We start from the raw sequence: 18319 nt of genomic DNA, 5'->3' as shown, positions 1-18319 counted from the left end.
GAGACAGATTCTTCATTACAGATTCTCAAGCTTCTCAATTGCAGCTTTCACACGGCGGATTGTCTCATCCTTGCCAATGATCTCCATGATCTCGGTAGCGCCTGCCGGTGTCATCTGCTTACCTGAAACAGCTGTACGAAGAGGCCACATTACATAGCCGTTCTTGTAACCTTTCTCCTTGACAAATTCACTTAAGGAAGCGAACAGCGGATCATTGGTGTAATCCTCCTGAGCTTCCAGAAGCGGAAGAACTTCTTTCAAAACTGTAAGAGAAGTCTCTTCGTTTGTTTTCATTTTCTTATGGCAATACATAGATGCATCATACTCCGGAACTTCCTGGAAGAAATCAATCAATGCCGGAATGTCAGGGAAAGTTTCGATTCTGGTCTGAACCATTCCTGCAATTTTCTTAAAGTTAAAGTCTCCCTTCAGAACTTCCTTCATGTATGGAAGTGCTCTCTCATAAAATACTTCCGGATCCATTTTCTTAATATACTCGCCATTCATCCAGCGAAGCTTGTTGATATCAAATACAGCCGGAGATTTATTAATGTGATGATAATCAAATTTTTCAACCAGTTCCCTGAGGCTGAAGATCTCGTTATTATCTGCCGGACTCCATCCCAGAAGTGCAACATAGTTTACAATTGCCTCGGAAACAAATCCCTGATCCAGAAGGTCCTCATAGGAGGAATGTCCGGAACGTTTGGACAATTTGGCGTGAGTTTCATCCGTGATCAGCGGACAATGTACATAAACCGGAATATCCCAGCCAAATGCCTCATAGATACGGTTGTATTTCGGGGAAGAGGAAAGATATTCATTGCCTCGTACCACATGTGTGATTCCCATAAGATGATCGTCTACAACGTTAGCAAAATTATAAGTCGGATATCCGTCAGATTTGATCAGGATCAGATCCTCAAGTTCCTCATTGTTTACTGTAATATCTCCGTAAATTACATCATGGAAAGTGGTAGTTCCCTCTGTAGGCATGTTAAAACGGATTACATGTGGCTCTCCGGCATCCAGACGGCGCTGAACTTCTTCCTTGGAAAGCTTCAGGCAGCGTTTGTCATAAATGGAAATCTCCTTGCCTGCTACCACACGCTTCATGCTCTCTAATTCTTCCTTCTGGCAGAAGCAGTAGTATGCATCGCCCTGGTCTACAAGCTGTCTGGCATATTTCATGTAAATCCCCTGTGCCTGGCGCTCGCTCTGTACATATGGGCCATATCCACCGTCCTTATCCGGACCTTCGTCATGAATAAGACCAGTCTTCTCCATAGTACGATAAATAATATCTACAGCGCCCTCTACATAGCGCTCCTGGTCTGTATCCTCAATACGGAGAATAAAATCTCCGCCTTCATGCTTTGTAATAAGATATGCGTATAACGCAGTACGTAAATTTCCAACATGCATTCTGCCTGTAGGGCTTGGTGCAAATCTGGTTCTGATCTTAGTCATGTCTTCTCTATTCTCCCTGTTTATTCTTTCTTATCTTCTGCTGCTATTCCGTGATGGCAACTGCCTTTTCACATTATATACCTAATCCATTCAAAATGTCTATAGAAAAAATCCCCCTGAAGCCCAGCCTCAGGGAGATCGTTACGTTCACTCCGTTCACCGTAACGCGCTTCGCGATGCACAGAAAGACGAACCTTCTTGTGACAAGCACAAGAAGTAGCGTTTGCTGCGCAAACTTAATTCTCGGGTTTTCTGTGAACTTTGTTCACAGAAACACCTCGCGGAATGTTACCAGTGAACAGTAGCGGGAGATCATCATCTGCGAAAAAAATTAAGCATCGATTCCTTTATCTCTCAGATAGTCGATTACATCACCAACTGTGTTCAGCTCTGTAAGCTCCTCTGCCGGAATCTCGATGTTGTACTCATCTTCCAGAGCCATAACAAGCTCGAAGAGGTCAAGGGAATCTGCTCCCAGGTCATCCTTGAAAGAAGTATCTGCTGTAATTGTCTCTGCGTCGCAGTTAAGCTGCTCTGCGATCATTTCACTCATCTTTTCTAACATTGCTCATTCTCCTTTAATAAATATCTCGAAAACCGGCTTCTATCAGCCGTATGTCATACACTGCGGAAAGTATATAATCTGCTGGCTCATTTGTCAAGAGAATTATAGGATAAATTCCGGCTCCTGGAATTTAATCTGTCTGGCCACACTTAAGGCCAGTCCCATCTCTGCCATCAGGAACAAAATGGAGGTACCTCCATAGCTGATAAATGGCAATGTGACACCTGTGTTTGGCATGATATTCAGCACAACGGCCACGTTCATAATAACCTGCAAAGCGATATGTACAAAAACGCCGCTCACAAGCAGGGAGCCAAACATATCCGGTGCATTCTGTGCAACAAAAAACAATCTGTACAACAGATAACCAAACAACGCCAAAACCATGATCGCGCCAAAAATCCCCAGTTCTTCACAAATAATGGAAAATATCATGTCATTCTGTGCCTCAGGCACACTTCCAAGCTTCTGAATACTGTTTCCAAGACCTCTGCCAAAGAAACCTCCTGAACCAATTGCATACAAAGCCTGCAGAGTCTGATAGCCATCTCCGCTTGCATAATCCTCCGGATGAAGCCATACCTGAATACGACGTAAACGGAAGTTAGAGCTCTGATCCATATGGGAAAGACTGTATACCAGGATTGCCACCAAAATAACCGCAACAACAGCAAGGATAACAAATGGTTTTGTTTTTGGATGTGCGATAAACACCAGACCTACGGTAATCCCCAAAATAATCATAGCAGTACTCAGGTTATCCGTAAACACATATGCAAACAGTGCCTGAATGCCGCCCATTCCCAGAAGTACCATAGTAGCTTTCAGGGTTTCCACTCTCTTTCCCATTTTGACGATCAGATAGGACAATGTGATGATCACTGCAATCTTTGCAATCTCTGCCGGCTGAAACTGTACCCCAAGCTTCAGCCATCTTCTCGCTCCATGAGAGGTGACTCCCAGGGGAGTCTTTACCAGCACCATGAGAACAGCGGCTACTACATAGATCACAAACGGAAATTTCGCCAGAATATGATAATCAAAATAGGACACTATAATTGCCAGCACAAGACAGCCAATACTGTACATTGCCTGTTTTTTGAAATAGAACATATCGTCCCCTTCATTAATCTGAGCCATATAAGAGCTTGTACTGTAAAGCATGATCAGACCAAAACACATGATCAATATGATTACTGCGACCAGATTAAAATCATAGTAATCTGATTTCGCCTTTTTCATTTTGATCTTGGACTTATAGCCAGGACCTGCCTTTTTCTTTCCTGACCGGATACTTGCTTTTTTCTTTTTCGCAATATCCACTTTATCACCTTTTTCTGTTCATTTTTATATAAACTCTTTTATTTCCTTAATTGTTTTTCATTATAGCAGACTCTTTTTGCAGGTGCAACCCAAAGGTGCTGTTACTCCGTGAACGGTAACGGCTGCAGGGTTTATCCCGTAATAGAAAAGAGCAGGATACTCTCCTGCCCTTCTCTGTTTCCTTATAGAAATTTATATCTGACCTGCTTAAGATCAGTCTTCACTGCCATCATCGAAGCCTTCTGTTTCAATAATGAACTTCACGTTGCCACTCATGGAAGCATCTTTTCCTGTGAAGGATGTATAAGCAGCATCATCAGACTGGAGTGCTTCCAGGCGATCCAGAACACTCTGGAAATCATCTTCCATAGTATCTTTCAGTTTCTTGATACCCTCATCGTAGAACTCTTTCTCACCATCCTTCAGATCTTTTGCTCCATCCTTCAGATCCTTAGCTCCGTCTTTCAGATCTTTTGCCCCATCCTTCAGGTCTTTTGCTCCATCATCCAGGGTCTTAGCTCCGTCTTTCAGACTGCTTGTTCCGTCTTTCAGAGTCTTAGCTCCGTCATTCAGCTCCTTAGCTCCATCCTTCAAAGTCTTGGTTCCGTCTTTCAGATCTTTTGTTCCGCTTACTAAAGAAGATGTACCACTCTTCAATTCACGAGTTCCATTATTAACACTGTTTGCACCGCTTCTTAACTGGGAAGCTCCGCTTCTCAGATCTGCAGCACCGTTCTTTAGCTGTGCAATACCGGATTTTACCTGTCCACTGGCTGCTACTAATGTACCTGCTCCGCTTACAAGGCTCTTGGTTCCTGCTGTCAGCTGGGATGCTCCACTGTTCAGGGTATCACTACTTGCTGTCAGCTGAGAAGCTCCGCTTCTCAGTGCCACACTGTTTGCTGCAATCTGACCAACACCAGTTACCAGCTTGCCGGTTGCTTTGCTGATTGAACTGATACCTGCATCAAGGCTCTCCTTTGCACTCTTTAATGTACTTGCGCCACTGAGAAGTGCTGTTGCGTTGGCATTATCCTTGCCCTGAAGGGTATTGATTCCATCTGTAATAGTCTTCTCACTGTTAAGGATCTGATCTGCTCCGCTTGTAAGTGTCTCAGCAGCCTTGGTATCCTGTAACTGTTTATAGCCAGCCTGAAGCTTCTCATTTCCTTCTGAAATCTGTTTAGCACCTTCCGCTAACTGATTCACAGAATCTGTCATAGAAGAAAGATCTCCAAGTCCTGCAACCAGACTGCTTACTGCTGTCAGACTCTCTCTTACCTGCGTTCCGGCTGCTTTCAGATTTGATGCTCCTGTAGATAACTGACCTTCACCTGCTTCCTTCAGCTGTGCCATTCCACTGTTCAGAGAATCAGCACCTGTGCTCAGCTGTGCGGCTCCTGCATTTGCGGTCTGGGCTCCTGATTCAACAGCAGCTGCACCTGCAATCAGTTTATCTGCTTCACCAGCTAAAGTTGAGGAGCTCGCTGATGCTGCTTCTGAAATACTGCCCGCTGCACCTTCCAGGGTGGACGCAATGGCATTTAAGGATTCCTGAACACTGCTTCCGTTTGTCTCAGCCTGGACAGCTACCTGTGACTGTGCCTGAATGTTACCTAGCTCACCCTGGGCGGCAGAAGCATTTCCAAGACCTGCATTTAACTGCTCGATTGCAGAATTAATAGCTGCTGCAGTTCCTTCGTCAAGTCCCTCTGTTCCAAGTGCTCCCTGCAAAGTTGCGATTGCACTGCTCATAGAGCTCTGGGTTGCACTGATTGCACCAGCGGCAGCATCTGTAGATACCCCTGCGGACTGTGCAGTAACCGTAGTCTCAATCTGGGCAGCTGCCTCATGGATACTTGCTGCTGAATCCTTCATTGTCTTAGAGGCACTGTCGCCGATCTGACTGATTGAATAGCTTGTTCCTTCTTTTAATTTTCCAATTCCGTCTTTTACCTGAGTTGCACCGGAAACAAGAGCCGCTGTACCATCAGTCAGGCTCTTTGCACCCTCTGCAACACTTGCTGCTCCAGAAGCAGCCTCACCTACTTTTCCAACGTATTCCGTTACACCGTCAGCCAAGGAATCAGCTCCATCTGCATACTGATTCAGGCTCTTCACCATTGTTTCCGGCTTTGCAGCTGCTACATTCTTGGCAATTTCTGTAAGTTTTGCAGAAGCAGCGCTGATTCCTTCTGAAGCCTGCTGGATTCCAGGTGCCAGCTGTCCTACCCCTTCAACCAGTGCAGATGTTCCACTTACATAGTCCTTGGTTCCCTGTGCCAGGGCACTTGCACCGCTTACATAAGTGCTTACTCCGTCAGTCAGCTGAGTTGCACCATTTACATAAGCGGTTACACCGTCTGCCAGCTGATTTCCACCAGCCACATATTTGTTCACACCATCTGTCAGGGATTTCATTCCTTTATTGTACTCTGCCATGTTGCTGTTTACAGTGTCAACACCTTCTGTGTAGCTGTTCACACCAGAAGCCAGTGAATCCACCCCTGCAGTATACTGGGAAATACCGCTCTGCAGTGTTTTTGCACCGCTGTTTAACTGGGAAGCACCAGTCTTGGCACTTGCCACACCAGCATCAAATTCATTGTAACTGGAAGCCAGTGTACTGGCTCCGCCATAAAGAGTTCTGGTCCCATCGTACAGAGTCTTTGTTCCACTGTATAAGGAAGTAGTTCCATCATAAAGCTGACCGGCTCCTGTATTAAGAGTCTTGGCTCCGTCGTAAAGCTGGCTGGCTCCGTCATCCAGGTCTTTACTTCCATCATAAAGCTGGCTGGTTCCATCTTTCAGAGTCTTGGCTCCGTCATCCAGTTCCTTGGCTCCATCATAAAGCTGGCTGGTTCCGTCTTTCAGATCTTCGGTTCCATCATAAAGATCTTTCGTTCCATCATAAAGCTTCTTAGTTCCATCAAAAAGATCCTTAGATCCATCTACCAGCTTCACTGCTGCATCATCCAGTTCATCCAGAGAATCCTGAAGTTCATCCAAATCATCGGAATCCTCAAGATTCAGACTGCTGAGCAAGTCTGTAACCGCCATAGTGAAAGTATTTCCCATAGTACAGTCTGTAACATCAGCCTCCATTGTGAATCCTTCCGGAATATCAATCTTATCGGAAAGGTCACCGCTTAAATCCAGGCTATCCTTTAAACCTGGAACTGCAACTCCTACAACCATTTCCTTGTCGCCATCGGAAATCACCTTTCCATTATCAATGGTAACATTGGAAAAATTATCGGAAGAAAGGATCATTCCGGTTACCATAACAAACGGAGAATAAACTTCTACGTCTTTTTTATCAACTTTTACTGTCTTTTTGGATTTGTTTGTATAAGAAACTTCCATACGAAGATGTCCACTCTTGCCAGCAAGCTCCTCTGGAGTAATTTCCTGGTCATCCAGATAATATTTGATCTTCATATCTACCGGAAGTTCCTTGTTGGAAGTTCCCTGATAGTAAATATCACTGCTGTCTGTATTCCAGGTAATCTTGTCGCCATCCTGGGTAAAGGTTTCATCACCTTTTACATTCTTGATTCCTTCCAGGTCAGATACATCGGATACATCTCCCTCTGCTGATCCGGAATTCTTCAGCCAGTCAGATACGGTGATGTCTTTTATTTCACCTTCTGCAGTAGCGTTTACATATACGGTTTCTTCCTTGGATACTCCATTGTCTGCTTCCTGTGCTGCAGCAATTACCGGTGTAGTTCCAAGGACGGCAGCCATTCCGGCAGCCATTGTAACATTCAGAATCTTTTTATTTCGGTTCATGTTAGCCAACTCCTTAATTCTTACTTAAATATCTGACGTCTGCAAACTCCTCCCGCTGTCCTGCAGCGTATCTGTTTTCCCGACATCAGTTAGTCATCTCTTAGCCTATGAAAGTTATACAACAAAACTGACCAGTAGTCAATATCTGCTTTTTACCCAAATCTTTTCCTGTTTTGATATTGACTTTTGGTCATTTTTGTTTAAAATAGAAATAAACCACCATAATTATCAAGAAAAGTTCAGATAGTGAAGCTGTAATTGTAACAACCGGCTTTTATTGCTGCTGGGAGAGACAGTAAACTTTTATTTATAGAATGTCTGACGGACATAAGCTTAGGAGGAACTGGCATGGGAAAACTGGAGTTAAATAAAAAAAGGAAGAAAAGTGCTCTATACAACACTGCCTTTGAACTCTTTACCACTAAGGGGCTTGCCAAGACAACCATTTCCGATATTGTGGAAAATGCAGGAGTTGCCAAAGGAACTTTTTACCTCTATTTTAAAGATAAATATGATATTCGAAATAAGCTGATCTCTCACAAAGCCGGCGAACTTTTTTCCGAGGCGCATGATGCTCTGGAAGCCTCCCACATTACCGGTTTCACTGCACAGCTTCATTTTATTGTAGATAATATTCTGGACAGGCTGGAAACTGAGAGTAATCTGCTTGGCTTTATTTCCAAGAATCTGTCCTGGGGAGTTTTTAAGGATGCGTTTCAGGAACAGGCAGATGACGATGATTTTCCATTTTTCCAGGAATATCTCAATCTTCTGGATCAATCTGATGTACAGTATGATTCCCCGGAGCTGCTTCTTTTTACCATTATTGAACTGGTAAGTTCCACAAGTTACAGCTGTATTCTTCACTCCCAGCCAGTCTGTCTTGCTGAATACCGTCCTTATCTTCATCGGACGATAGACTGTATTTTGCAGGCATTTATCCATGGAGCAGATGTTGAAAAATTATAGACTTATACATTAAAATCCTGAAGGAGACCTTACAGATGAAAGAAAAATTATATACCATTCCCCTGATGGATGCTTTTAAAGCAGAGGACGAATGCCCTTTCTGTTTTGTGGAGCGCCAGCTGGAACAGCATGCCATGGATTTCGTTTTAGGTGCCGGTGCATCTTATATGGAAGACGATGTACGGGCAGAAACTGATAAAATGGGCTTTTGCCGTACACACTATAAGAAAATGTATGACTATGGAAACCGTCTGGGTACAGGTCTGATTCTGAAAACCCATTTTCAGTACAAAACAAAAGAACTTCATGAACAGATCAGGATTTTCGCCCCTTCCAGGGCTTCCGTTTTTTCCCGATTTAAGAAGGGAAACACAGATACAGATGCACCGAAGACTTCTCTTGGCGTATGGGTAAAAGAACAGGAAGATACCTGCTATATCTGCAATTTTTATAAAGATACCTATGCAAGATATCTGGATACTTTTTTCGAACTGTTTAAAAAAAATCAGGAATTTCTCCCGCTTTTTGAAAACTGTAAGGGATTTTGCATTCCCCATTTCGGAGATCTGGTTGAAACAGCTGAAAGTGCTTTATCTGATAAAGAGAAAAAAGCCTTTTACACTATCCTTTTCCCAATGATGGAGCAGAATATGCAAAGGCTTTCTGATGATCTGGACTGGTTCTGCGATAAGTTTGATTACCGCAATAAAGATGCGGACTGGCGTACTTCCAAGGATGCACTGCCGCGTGGAATGCAGAAAGCGGCAGGAGGATATCCGGCAGATGAGCCATATACTATGGACAAGTAAGACCAAACAGGCTCCTGCTCGTTACTTACGCAAATAAAGACTCCTCAAATTAACATTCTTTAGAGCGTGTTTGAAAAAGGCTTTCTGCAAGATGTGCGTCACAATTTGTGGGAGATTTCGCTCGGATGAGGGCGCCGTAGCGGGCTACGGCAACCGAATTCGGGTGAAATCTCCCGCAAAGTGGGGCGTGCAGATTGCGGGAATGATTTTTCAAACAGGCTCTAGAGCGTGTTAATTTGAGGAGTTTTTTATTTGTCAGTTTTCAGAACTTTCTCCAGGTATCTCTCTTAAACAAAAGTAACAGCGGGAATACTTCAAGCCTTCCTGCCAGCATATCAAAGATCATAACAGCCTTGGAAATATAAGAATACGTATTAAAGTTCCCGGTAGGTCCCACAGCTCCAAGACCAGGTCCTATATTATTCAAAGTGGCTGCGATCGCGGTGAAATTGGAAACCATATCCAGATTGTCCAGACTTATAATCAACAGTGAAGTAACAAAAATCATAATGTACACAAACAGGAACATGTTTGTAGCTCGCACCACCTCATGGGGAATCGCCTTATCATCCATCTTGATCTTCTTCACTGCATTTGGGTGCAGATACAGCTGCAGTTCCTTGCGTGCAGATTTACACAGGATCAGAAGACGGGATACCTTGATACCGCCGCCTGTACTTCCTGCACAGGCTCCCACAAACATAAGGATAACCAGAATAGTCTTAGAAAATACCGGCCACACATTGAAATCTGTGGTAGCATATCCAGTAGTCGTAATGATGGATCCCACCTGGAAAGCAGCCTGCTGGAAAGCTCTTCCAAAGCTTGTGAACATTTCTCTTGTATTAATAGCGATAGCTACAATGGCCAAGCCAATAATCCCCAGATAGTAACGTACCTCTTCATTCTTGGCTGCCTGCATTACTTTCTTGGTCAGAAGCAGATAATAGGCATTAAAGTTGATTCCAAAAAGAATCATAAAGACCGTAATCACCACCTGATTATACGTGCTGTAGCTTGCAATACTGTCATTTTTGATACCAAAACCACCGGTACCTGCGGTACCAAAACTAAGGCACAATGTATCAAACAGAGGCATTTTTCCAATGAGAAGGAAAATGATCTCCACAATAGTCAGAATAATGTATATGGTATACAAAATCTTGGCTGTGGACTGTACCTTCGGTACCAATTTGCTGACAGACGGTCCCGGGCTCTCTGCTTTCATCAGATTCATGTGGTATCCACCGGTAAGAGGCAGCAGGCAGAGAATAAATACCAGTACTCCCATTCCGCCAATCCAGTGGGTAAAGCTTCTCCAGATCAGCATACAGTGAGACAGAGCCTCCACATCACTCAAAATACTGGCTCCAGTCGTGGTAAAACCGGAAACAGTTTCAAATATTGCATCTATAGGATGGGGAATACTTCCTGAAATAATAAAAGGAAGCGCTCCTGCAATACTGAGTACCAGCCAGCTGAGAGCAACTGTAACAGCACCCTCTTTGGCATGGAATACTTTGCTTTTTCTTTTCCTCCTGGTAAGCGGAATTCCAATTGTCAGACAGATCAACATCGTGATCAGAAATGCCAGACCATTTTTTTCCCGGTAAATGATTGCTGTAATTCCTGGCAAAATCATAAATGCCGCTTCAAAATTGAAGATCCAGCCAAGAATATAAGATATCATGGAATAATTCATGTCCGGACTCCTTTACTTTGCAAGTATATCGTTGATATCACGAAGGCCTCTGTTAGTGGTAACAATTACAACTCTGTCTCCAATCTCCAGGGCATCATGTCCACGAGGAATGCGAACACTGCCATCCCGGTAAAGACATCCAACAAGAAGATTCTTCTTCAGATTCAGTTCGGACAATGTCCTTCCTACAATAGGTGAATTATCACAGATCTTAAATTCCAGAGCTTCTGCCTTTCCATCCAGAATGTGATACAAGGTCTCCACATTACTTCCAATGGAATTCTGGGTTGCTCTTACATACTGCAAAATATAATCTGCAGTAATGTATTTCGGGTAAATAACACTTCCGATGTCCAGACTGTCAATAATATCGTCATAGGCAAGTCTGTTTACCTTGGCAACCAGCTTGGCATTCGAAATAGTCTTTGCGAAAAGGGAAAGGAAAATATTCTCCTCGTCCATATTAGTCAAAGTTACAAAGGACTCAGCACTTTCCAGCCCCTCTTCCAGAAGAAGGGAACGGTCTGTGCCGTCACCGTTAATAATCGTAGCATCTGTAAGTTCTTCGCTTAGGAACTCACAGCGGTTCTTATCTTTCTCAATTACCTTGACTTTGATCTTCATGGCAAGCAGGGCCTGGGCAAGATAATAAGAAATAGTTCCGCCGCCTACGATCACGGTGTTCTTTACCTGATGGGTCTTCAAGCCAATCTTTTTAAAGAAAGCTGCTGCATTCTGCGGGGTAGCAAGAATAGAAATCACATCTCCATTCCGGATCACATTGGTACCACCTGGAATGGTAGTATAATCTTTTCCCTCAATAGCACAGAAAAGAATATCGCAGCGAAAGTGCTCCGTAATCTGCTGAATGCTCTTTCCATCCAGTTCAAATTCAGGCATTACTTTAAATTTCAGAAGTTCTACCTTGCCTCTGGCAAAAGTATCGATCTTTATGGCGGATGGAAAACGCAGAAGTTTTGAAATCTCCTGTGCCGCTGCCAGTTCCGGGTTGATGATCATGGTTACGCCCAGACGCTCCTTGATAAAACCGATTTCCTTACTGTAAATCGGATTACGCACACGGGCAATTGTGTGGCAGTGACCAGTCTTCTGGGCGATCAGACAGCATAGAAGGTTCATCTCATCTGATACAGTAACTGCGATAAGAATGTCTGCGTTCTCAATTCCCGCTTCCATAAGAGTATTGATACTTGCTCCATTTCCAACAACGCCCATAGCATCTACTTCATCTGTAATCGCATTAATCCTGTCCGGATTGATATCGATCAAAGTTATATCAGTATCCTCTTCCTGAAGCTGTTCTGCAAGTGTACGTCCAACTTTTCCACACCCGACAATTATAATTTGCATAAATCCTCCAAATATATAAATAATAGGAAAATGTCAGGTCACAGACAAAAAGTGAGTCTGCCCCTAACATTCTAAACACTGCTATTATAGCACTACTGTATGCTTTTGGAAATAGTCATTTTCTTACAGTAAATCTTAGAGTGTGTTTGAAGTTAACTGTGAACTTTGTTCACAAAAAGCCCGGGAAGTGCGGCGCGAAATCATGCGAATGCGTGATTTCTGTGCATCGCGAAGCGCGTTACTGTGAACGGAGTGAACAGCAACGTGTTGTTCGAACAGGTGTTTACTTTTTATTTCATATGTAGTACAATGACTTTATCTCTATAAATATACTTTTATTTCATTTTCCCGAATTTGGCTTTCGCCATTAACTTTATAAACAGGATATTTTCCCCAGAAATGGAAGGAGGCCGGTGCTTTCGCACCGGCGCGTATGAAAAAGAAAAATATTAAATTAAGAAAGACTTGGTGCTTTCTACAGTTAATAATATACGAAACAAATGTGATAAAAGTGTGAAAGACTTTTGAAAAAATCATGAAACGATTTCTGCTGTTTTTGTATAAAAAAACGAAACAATAACTCAAAATAAGGGATTTTACCAGATGAATGGACACAAATTTGAATATAAATGCGCCCGGATGCTGCGCCGAAAGGGATTTCACCATGTAGAAGTTACCAAAAAAAGTGGTGACCAGGGTGTTGACATCATTGCCTACAAACATTTTTCAAAATATGCAGTTCAATGCAAATATTATTCTTATCCAGTTGGGAATAAAGCAGTGCAAGAGGTCTATGCCGGGGGCAAATACTATGACTGCGACCGCTGCATCGTTATGACAAATGGCACTTTCACCAAGGCAGCTATCAGCGCAGCCAATAAATTAGATGTAAAGCTATGGGACAACTGCTCTATGTTAAAGAGTACAAGTCTGATTTTTGAAATAATGAGAGCAATGAATATTCTTGGAATCCTATTTGGATGTTATCTTCTAAGAAATGTTTTTCCATTTTCTTCGGATACTTATTTGCAGTATTATCGGGAATTTTCCCTGATTCTGGCTGGGCTTCTTGGCTGGCTGGGCTGGGAGAACTGGATGTTAAGTACTTTAGCTGGAGCACTGTACCTTTTCCTTGAATTTACATTTCAAGGAGCAGGCAACGTTCCTGAATTCCTGGCAGGCGGTGTAAATCTTGTATTTCTGATTCCCGCACTGATTTATTTTGTGCATGTGTATCTCTTAAAACCAAAGCCATAATAAAAAATACCATCCGTTCTTTTCACTGCACCACCAACAGTATACGTAACTATTACATTCTCTTATATAAACACATTTATATATTTTTACATAGAATAAAGGGAAAGACCTTACGGAATAAGGAAAGGATCTGTTTATGGAAAATTATCAGATGAACCGTTCGGGCTGCCGCCCTTATAATAGAACCTGCGGGATGATGAATTTCTCTCCCGCTCCACTGTCGCAAATGCGGCGAGAGACTTCTTGCAGCGAAATGAATTGTGAGTCCTCAGACTGTACCAGACCATATAAAAATTCCGGTGATTTCATACCTGTGAAGTCTTCATACAATCCGCCAATTTCCCAAACACCAAACTGCCCCTGCACTAAACCAGTTTCATCAAAAACAGATAATATGTATGAGCACCTGAAACACCTGACACCAGCAATGGCCTATGTACCATATCAGAATTTCACTTCAGCCTATGATCTTGACTATGCCTTGTCTGTGGGCACTATTTTCCCACAGCTTTGTAAACCATTCTGTGGAAAGAGAGGTATTCGAAGATGATGAGAAAGCAGCCTTCCCCAAGATGCTCTTTTTTACAGCAGATCAATGAGGTTAGTTTCGCTGTCAATGACATGCTTCTTTATCTGGATACTCACCCTGAGGATCAAAAAGCATTGCGCTATTTTTCCGATATTTCTGACCGTCGCAACCAGCTGATGGCCGAATATGCTGAGAAATACGGTCCTCTGACCATCGACAGTGCAGCTGTAAGCAGTGAAAATGCATGGAAATGGTCTCAGCAGCCATTTCCATGGGAAAAGGAAGGAGTGTGACAGTTTATGTGGAATTATGAAAAAAGATTACAGTATCCAATCAATATCAAAACACCAAATGCGAAGCTGGCTCAGTTCATTATGAGCCAGTATGGTGGCCCGGAGTGCAACAACCTATACTAGGACAATATTCACCTTTTTAGGGTTATTTTTCAAACCGGTTGATGATACAATATTTAATAAGAAGAAAAGCCTTTACTCTCCTGAGGGGCAACTCGCGGGATTGTAAGGGCTTTTCTTGTCTAAGGGAAATCTCATGTTCAGTTTTACTGTACCAGATTCTTTCTTATCTGTCGAGTTTTATCGTGCGAGATAGTACGACAGCATTCGACATCACAGGTTCTTCACCAGGACTGTGAATCCTGCTGCCTTCAGCTTCTTTACCACCTTATTGGCAGCTTTCTTTGTTCTGTAGGTGCCGACCTGGACACGGTATGGGACGGAGCCGGATACTTTGCGGATACTTGATGAAAATCCTTTTTTCTTAAGCACTTTCACCATTACATCTGCATTTTCTTTTGTTCCGTAGGCTCCAGCCTGGATGTAATACTTTGCTTTTGGTTGCGCCGGCGCAATTGTGATCGTTTTTCCCAGAATGCCCTCTGCGATCAGCTTTCCGTGAGCATCCATGCCAAGTTTTTTCGCTTTGGCATAATCGTCTTTGTTATCACAGAAGAAAGATTCTACCAGGACAGCTTTTGCCTTGGTCTTTCTGGTCCAGTACAAACCTGGACGTTCTTCAGCTCCTCTGTCATGCCAGACAGTGCCAAGCTTCGCGCTGATCCGCTGGGCTTCCGGAAGTCCATTTGCATTGTAGCAGTACACTTCACAGCCATATGCCTCTCCATTAAAGGCATTCAGATGAAGCTGAACAGACAGATCATAGTTCTGTTTATGCTCTTCTTCAATGAAATACTTGATTTCATCATTCAGGGAATGCAGCTGACCTTCCGGAGCAATACACAAGGTTGCCTCATGACCTGCTGTCTTAAGCCATTTGCACACATAAGGTGCCAATTCTTTGTTGTACTTATATTCGTTCACGCCACCCTTGCTGGTGCCATCTGCAGATGAGATGATGCCACCGCCATAGTTTGCGTGACCTACACAGATAAAATATTTCATGTTGAAATTCTCCTTTCAAAAAGGAGGGCGATCACTCGCCCTCGTCAATATCTTCTCCATCCTTATTGATTGCCTTGTCTGCCACTTCCAGTCCCTTGATCAGAATCTTCGGGACGTCAACTCCCATCTCCACCAGATTCTCACAAATAGACCTAATCTCATTTACTAACAGGGATGCCAGGACAAAGAACCCCAGCAATGTAGTGATTCCAAGATCAATTCCAAGCGTCTTGCCTAACTCCACGAACACTGCCGAAGCTCCAAAGGCTACTGCGATCATAATCCAGTAAGCCAGTTTCTTCAGAACGCCCTTCCATCCTGCCTTGGAATTCTCTTTGTGTGTCAGTCTGGCTTTCATCCAACCTGTGATCCAGTCCGCAACATTGAACGCCAGGAAAAGAGCAAACAGAATCCAATGTTCTCCAAAAATATAACTTAATACAGCAACAACTGCGCCAACAATGGCATTATACGTATCAATCACCTTCATAATTATGTGTTCTCCTTCTTATTATATTATTTTATGGTATAAAAATAAGACCGGTTACACGGTCTCGCCCTGGGTTGGTTCATATTATCACCCTGCCTTTCTTTTAAGCGCTTCGATTTCTTCATGCTGCATTTGAATTGCCTTAATCAGATATGGGATCACAGCTCTTTCATTCCAGTCTTCAATCAGTCCATTCTGGTATCTGGCGGCTAATGGAAGGTACTGCTCCACATCCTCTGCGTAAAGCCCGGGAATGGGAACTGCGCTGTCTTTTTCCAGATAGCCAGGCTTATAAACAAAGAATACGGTTGGAAGCTTATACAGATTTTGTATATCATTATCTGTCATGTCCCGGATATGGTTCTTGTATCTTCTGGATGAACTGGATAAATAAGAAACCGTAGCCCCATCACTGTCAAAGACCAGGTGTCCTCCAGACGATACATGGCCTAATCCGAATATCTTGAATCTCTCCGTACCATCATCGAAACCACTGCTATCTGTATTTACATTTGTGTAAAGATGTAAGCCATTTTTTACTGTGAGCGCTCCTCCAGTTGAACTTATTTTACATGTTCCGAATTTTAAATATCCATCCGAGTGTATAGTCATCGCATCTATTCCGGCAAAACGTGACTGAATTTTATCGGACGATATCGTCCATCCTCCCAGCGTACCTTTGGTGCTTTTTATACTTCCATCGGTTAAAATGCAAAAATAGCTATTAGCAGTTACCACACCGTTTAAATTGATCTTACTCGCGTTAATGGAAATACTTTCTGCAGACTGGTTGATCTGGGAGATCAGACTGGCCTTGTCTGCCTTTTTGCTCCAGGATGTGGAACTGGTTACGGTGCTGACGATTGCAGAATCTGTGATCTTCAGTGCGGCCTGGGACTTCCAGGTCTCTAGATTTGATATCTTTGTACTGGCGTCGCTCAGCCCCTCCTTAGTTGCATAAGTCTTTGAAACAGATGCTGTGATAGAATCCGCATTCTGCTTAATGGCTGATTCCATAGCGGTTACAGTCGGATACGATTTCAGAAGTTCTTCTGTATTTGCATTCGCAGCTTTTACCGCTGCACTTTGTGCAGCATCCGCATATCCCTTTGCTGATTTATCCGCTGATTGTAAGGCATTGTCCGCATAGTTTTTAGCCTTCTGGTCTGCACCGGATAGACCAGCTGAGAGATCTGCTCCTGTCGCATAGGTCTTGGAAACGCTAAGTGTTATACTGTCGGCCATTTGCTTGATTGCAGAATTCATGGCTATGGTAGTGGAATAATTCTTCAGTTTATTATCGGTATCAGCCTTTGCATTGGATTCCGCTGCATCTGCCTTGGACGTTGCGTCTTGCTGTGCCTGGCTTATTGCTGTGTTCTGTGCACTGTCTGCATATTTCTTTGCATTGGTATCCGCTTCTGCCAGTGAAGATTTAACATTTTGCGTTGTTGCATAAGTCTGTGAAACAGTACTGGACAGCCCATCCACACTGGCTTTAATGGCTGCATTCATTGCCGTAGTCGTGGAATAGTCATTGTTTATCCTGGTACTGAGGTTGGTCAGATTTACTGAGAGTCCGTCTAGGCCTGCTTTGTAATCTGCTACTTTTGCATCCAGGGAACTGTACTGACCGGTTACGGTATCGTATTTACTGCTGATATCGGAAAACTGCAGCTGAAGGCTGTTTATATCCAGTATGGCTGATGCAAGTTTACTGTACATGGTTGCCTTGCTGTTCTGCAGCTCAATCAATTCTGACTCGCTGATCAGAGCAGAGAGCTTTCCTCTGACTACCTGGACAGCTGTTTCATTTGACTGGAAACGCTTCAGTGCATAATCCTGCGAGTATATATTGACTGGTTGTTCGAATATCATCTGGTTTTTCCTCCTTTCCGGATAAAAATCCATAATAAAAGACACCTTTGGAGGTGCCCTTTAGCATGGGTTCTTATTAGTTAAACCAACAAAATAGTGAGAGTAAAAAAAGTTTTATAAAAGATGCTGGTGATTATGATTTCAATCACTATTTTATATGCGGTCTTCCTTTTCGCTATAAATGTCCATCCAATCCTTAGCAGGCCGTGTTTGCCCAAGCCACCTTTTCAGCCGGCCATTTTTTTGCCTATTTGCAAGTTACCTTATGCCATTAATCGCATAAATGAAGCTTTCACTGTTTCATCTTTAACTGATACATATAACATTGTTGTATCTGGTTTGGCATGACCGGCATAAGCTTGTATCTCCTGCAACGGTACACCTCTAGTTCCTGCATCAGTAAGCAGTGTTCGCCGGAACTTATGCGGATGTGCATGTATTCCAGCTTCTGCTCCAAGCTTTCTTAGCATTGTTTGAATTGCTTCCCTTTGTAGTCGGCTATATGTTTTCCGATCTACGACAAATAAAGCTGGATTGTCATCTGTTCGGCTTGCCAGGTATTTCTTCAAATGATATATGCACCCCTCCGTAAGATATACTTTGCGCTCTTTCTTTCCCTTCTGTCCATATATCACAATTTCACGGTTAGGAAAATCTACATCTTCCCGATTGATTGATACTACCTCTCCAATACGCCCAGCAGTACTGTAAAGTAGCTCCATGATGGCTACGTCTCGTTCTGT

The 18319-nt window shown here is 43.1% G+C and carries 16 protein-coding genes and 1 pseudogene; 6 read left to right on the top strand and 11 right to left on the bottom strand.

Annotated elements, in window-relative coordinates; all coding sequences use genetic code 11:
* Window positions 1-15 precede the first annotated feature (15 nt).
* The 4 genes from gltX to ACESTK_RS11055 all read right to left on the bottom strand — a co-directional run bounded on the left by gltX (window position 16) and on the right by ACESTK_RS11055 (window position 7153).
* On the bottom strand, window positions 16-1470 hold the full coding sequence (gene gltX, locus ACESTK_RS11070; RefSeq protein ID WP_173773261.1) for a glutamate--tRNA ligase: 1455 nt from the start codon (window positions 1468-1470) through the stop codon (window positions 16-18).
* 331 nt (window positions 1471-1801) lie between these two features.
* On the bottom strand, window positions 1802-2035 hold the full coding sequence (acpP, locus tag ACESTK_RS11065; RefSeq protein ID WP_021924300.1) for an acyl carrier protein: 234 nt from the start codon (window positions 2033-2035) through the stop codon (window positions 1802-1804).
* 102 nt (window positions 2036-2137) lie between these two features.
* A complete protein-coding gene (locus ACESTK_RS11060) occupies window positions 2138-3358 on the bottom strand; it encodes a putative peptidoglycan glycosyltransferase FtsW (protein WP_330656045.1) in 1221 nt (406 codons plus the stop codon).
* Window positions 3359-3571: 213 nt separating this feature from the next.
* Window positions 3572-7153, bottom strand: coding sequence for a hypothetical protein (locus ACESTK_RS11055; protein WP_373119742.1), 3582 nt, complete (start codon window positions 7151-7153; stop codon window positions 3572-3574).
* Window positions 7154-7501: 348 nt separating this feature from the next.
* On the opposite strand from ACESTK_RS11055, the gene ACESTK_RS11050 reads away from it, so the two are divergent.
* Both ACESTK_RS11050 and ACESTK_RS11045 read left to right on the top strand, forming a co-directional pair.
* Complete coding sequence (locus ACESTK_RS11050; protein ID WP_173773263.1) at window positions 7502-8122, top strand: TetR/AcrR family transcriptional regulator; 621 nt, start codon at window positions 7502-7504, stop codon at window positions 8120-8122.
* 35 nt (window positions 8123-8157) lie between these two features.
* Complete coding sequence (locus ACESTK_RS11045) at window positions 8158-8931, top strand: DUF6062 family protein (RefSeq protein WP_373119740.1); 774 nt, start codon at window positions 8158-8160, stop codon at window positions 8929-8931.
* A 49-nt stretch (window positions 8932-8980) separates the two neighbouring features.
* On the opposite strand, the gene ACESTK_RS11040 is transcribed toward ACESTK_RS11045, so the two are convergent.
* The 3 genes from ACESTK_RS11040 to trkA are packed head-to-tail and all read right to left on the bottom strand — an operon-like array spanning window position 8981 to window position 12004.
* Window positions 8981-9145 carry a DUF6783 domain-containing protein gene (locus ACESTK_RS11040; protein ID WP_373119738.1) on the bottom strand — a complete coding sequence of 55 codons (165 nt, stop codon included), beginning with the start codon at window positions 9143-9145 and terminating at the stop codon, window positions 8981-8983.
* 48 nt (window positions 9146-9193) lie between these two features.
* A complete protein-coding gene (locus ACESTK_RS11035) occupies window positions 9194-10633 on the bottom strand; it encodes a TrkH family potassium uptake protein (RefSeq protein ID WP_313717986.1) in 1440 nt (479 codons plus the stop codon).
* Window positions 10634-10645: 12 nt separating this feature from the next.
* Window positions 10646-12004: a Trk system potassium transporter TrkA gene (trkA, locus tag ACESTK_RS11030; protein ID WP_373119737.1), complete on the bottom strand. Its 1359-nt coding sequence runs from the start codon at window positions 12002-12004 to the stop codon at window positions 10646-10648.
* Window positions 12005-12607: 603 nt separating this feature from the next.
* On the opposite strand from trkA, the gene ACESTK_RS11025 reads away from it, so the two are divergent.
* From ACESTK_RS11025 to ACESTK_RS11010, 4 genes and pseudogenes are all read left to right on the top strand, one after another.
* On the top strand, window positions 12608-13261 hold the full coding sequence (locus ACESTK_RS11025) for a restriction endonuclease (RefSeq protein WP_118581084.1): 654 nt from the start codon (window positions 12608-12610) through the stop codon (window positions 13259-13261).
* A gap of 136 nt (window positions 13262-13397) precedes the next feature.
* On the top strand, window positions 13398-13811 hold the full coding sequence (locus ACESTK_RS11020; protein WP_306467792.1) for a spore coat associated protein CotJA: 414 nt from the start codon (window positions 13398-13400) through the stop codon (window positions 13809-13811).
* Window positions 13808-14083: a spore coat protein CotJB gene (locus tag ACESTK_RS11015; RefSeq protein WP_373119736.1), complete on the top strand. Its 276-nt coding sequence runs from the start codon at window positions 13808-13810 to the stop codon at window positions 14081-14083. Before ACESTK_RS11020 ends, ACESTK_RS11015 begins: the two co-directional genes overlap by 4 nt.
* A 6-nt stretch (window positions 14084-14089) precedes the next feature.
* Window positions 14090-14188, top strand: a pseudogene (locus tag ACESTK_RS11010) (manganese catalase family protein); the annotation flags it as partial.
* A gap of 228 nt (window positions 14189-14416) precedes the next feature.
* Here the strand turns inward: ACESTK_RS11010 and ACESTK_RS11005 are convergent.
* The 4 genes from ACESTK_RS11005 to ACESTK_RS10990 form a co-directional block, all read right to left on the bottom strand.
* Window positions 14417-15208 (bottom strand): N-acetylmuramoyl-L-alanine amidase, encoded by a 792-nt coding sequence (locus tag ACESTK_RS11005; protein WP_373119734.1) that lies wholly within the window; start codon window positions 15206-15208, stop codon window positions 14417-14419.
* Between the two features lie 31 nt (window positions 15209-15239).
* Window positions 15240-15698, bottom strand: coding sequence for a holin family protein (locus ACESTK_RS11000; protein WP_195699441.1), 459 nt, complete (start codon window positions 15696-15698; stop codon window positions 15240-15242).
* Between the two features lie 87 nt (window positions 15699-15785).
* Window positions 15786-17576 carry a hypothetical protein gene (locus ACESTK_RS10995; protein ID WP_373119733.1) on the bottom strand — a complete coding sequence of 597 codons (1791 nt, stop codon included), beginning with the start codon at window positions 17574-17576 and terminating at the stop codon, window positions 15786-15788.
* 263 nt (window positions 17577-17839) lie between these two features.
* Window positions 17840-18319 (bottom strand): tyrosine-type recombinase/integrase (locus ACESTK_RS10990; RefSeq protein WP_373119731.1); only part of this gene is annotated, 480 nt, incomplete at its 5' end.

Origin of the sequence: Ruminococcus sp. Marseille-P328, assembly GCF_964249465.1 — a bacterium.
Taxonomy (GTDB): Bacteria; Bacillota; Clostridia; order Lachnospirales; family Lachnospiraceae; genus Blautia_A; species Blautia_A faecis.
The sequence above is the reverse complement of the archived record's forward strand: the minus strand, read 5'-3'. Positions and strand labels throughout refer to the sequence as shown.

Excerpts from the sequence above, each read along its gene's own strand:
- ACESTK_RS11050 (WP_173773263.1), top strand. The coding sequence starts at position 7,502 with ATGGGAAAACTGGAGTTAAATAAAAAAAGGAAGAAAAGTGCTCTATAC.
- trkA (WP_373119737.1), bottom strand. The coding sequence starts at position 12,004 with ATGCAAATTATAATTGTCGGGTGTGGAAAAGTTGGACGTACACTTGCA.
- acpP (WP_021924300.1), bottom strand. The coding sequence starts at position 2,035 with ATGTTAGAAAAGATGAGTGAAATGATCGCAGAGCAGCTTAACTGCGAC.
- ACESTK_RS11005 (WP_373119734.1), bottom strand. The coding sequence starts at position 15,208 with ATGAAATATTTTATCTGTGTAGGTCACGCAAACTATGGCGGTGGCATC.
- ACESTK_RS11000 (WP_195699441.1), bottom strand. The coding sequence starts at position 15,698 with ATGAAGGTGATTGATACGTATAATGCCATTGTTGGCGCAGTTGTTGCT.
- ACESTK_RS11020 (WP_306467792.1), top strand. The coding sequence starts at position 13,398 with ATGGAAAATTATCAGATGAACCGTTCGGGCTGCCGCCCTTATAATAGA.
- ACESTK_RS11035 (WP_313717986.1), bottom strand. The coding sequence starts at position 10,633 with ATGAATTATTCCATGATATCTTATATTCTTGGCTGGATCTTCAATTTT.
- ACESTK_RS11055 (WP_373119742.1), bottom strand. The coding sequence starts at position 7,153 with ATGAACCGAAATAAAAAGATTCTGAATGTTACAATGGCTGCCGGAATG.
- ACESTK_RS11045 (WP_373119740.1), top strand. The coding sequence starts at position 8,158 with ATGAAAGAAAAATTATATACCATTCCCCTGATGGATGCTTTTAAAGCA.
- ACESTK_RS11015 (WP_373119736.1), top strand. The coding sequence starts at position 13,808 with ATGATGAGAAAGCAGCCTTCCCCAAGATGCTCTTTTTTACAGCAGATC.
- ACESTK_RS11025 (WP_118581084.1), top strand. The coding sequence starts at position 12,608 with ATGAATGGACACAAATTTGAATATAAATGCGCCCGGATGCTGCGCCGA.
- ACESTK_RS10995 (WP_373119733.1), bottom strand. The coding sequence starts at position 17,576 with ATGATATTCGAACAACCAGTCAATATATACTCGCAGGATTATGCACTG.
- gltX (WP_173773261.1), bottom strand. The coding sequence starts at position 1,470 with ATGACTAAGATCAGAACCAGATTTGCACCAAGCCCTACAGGCAGAATG.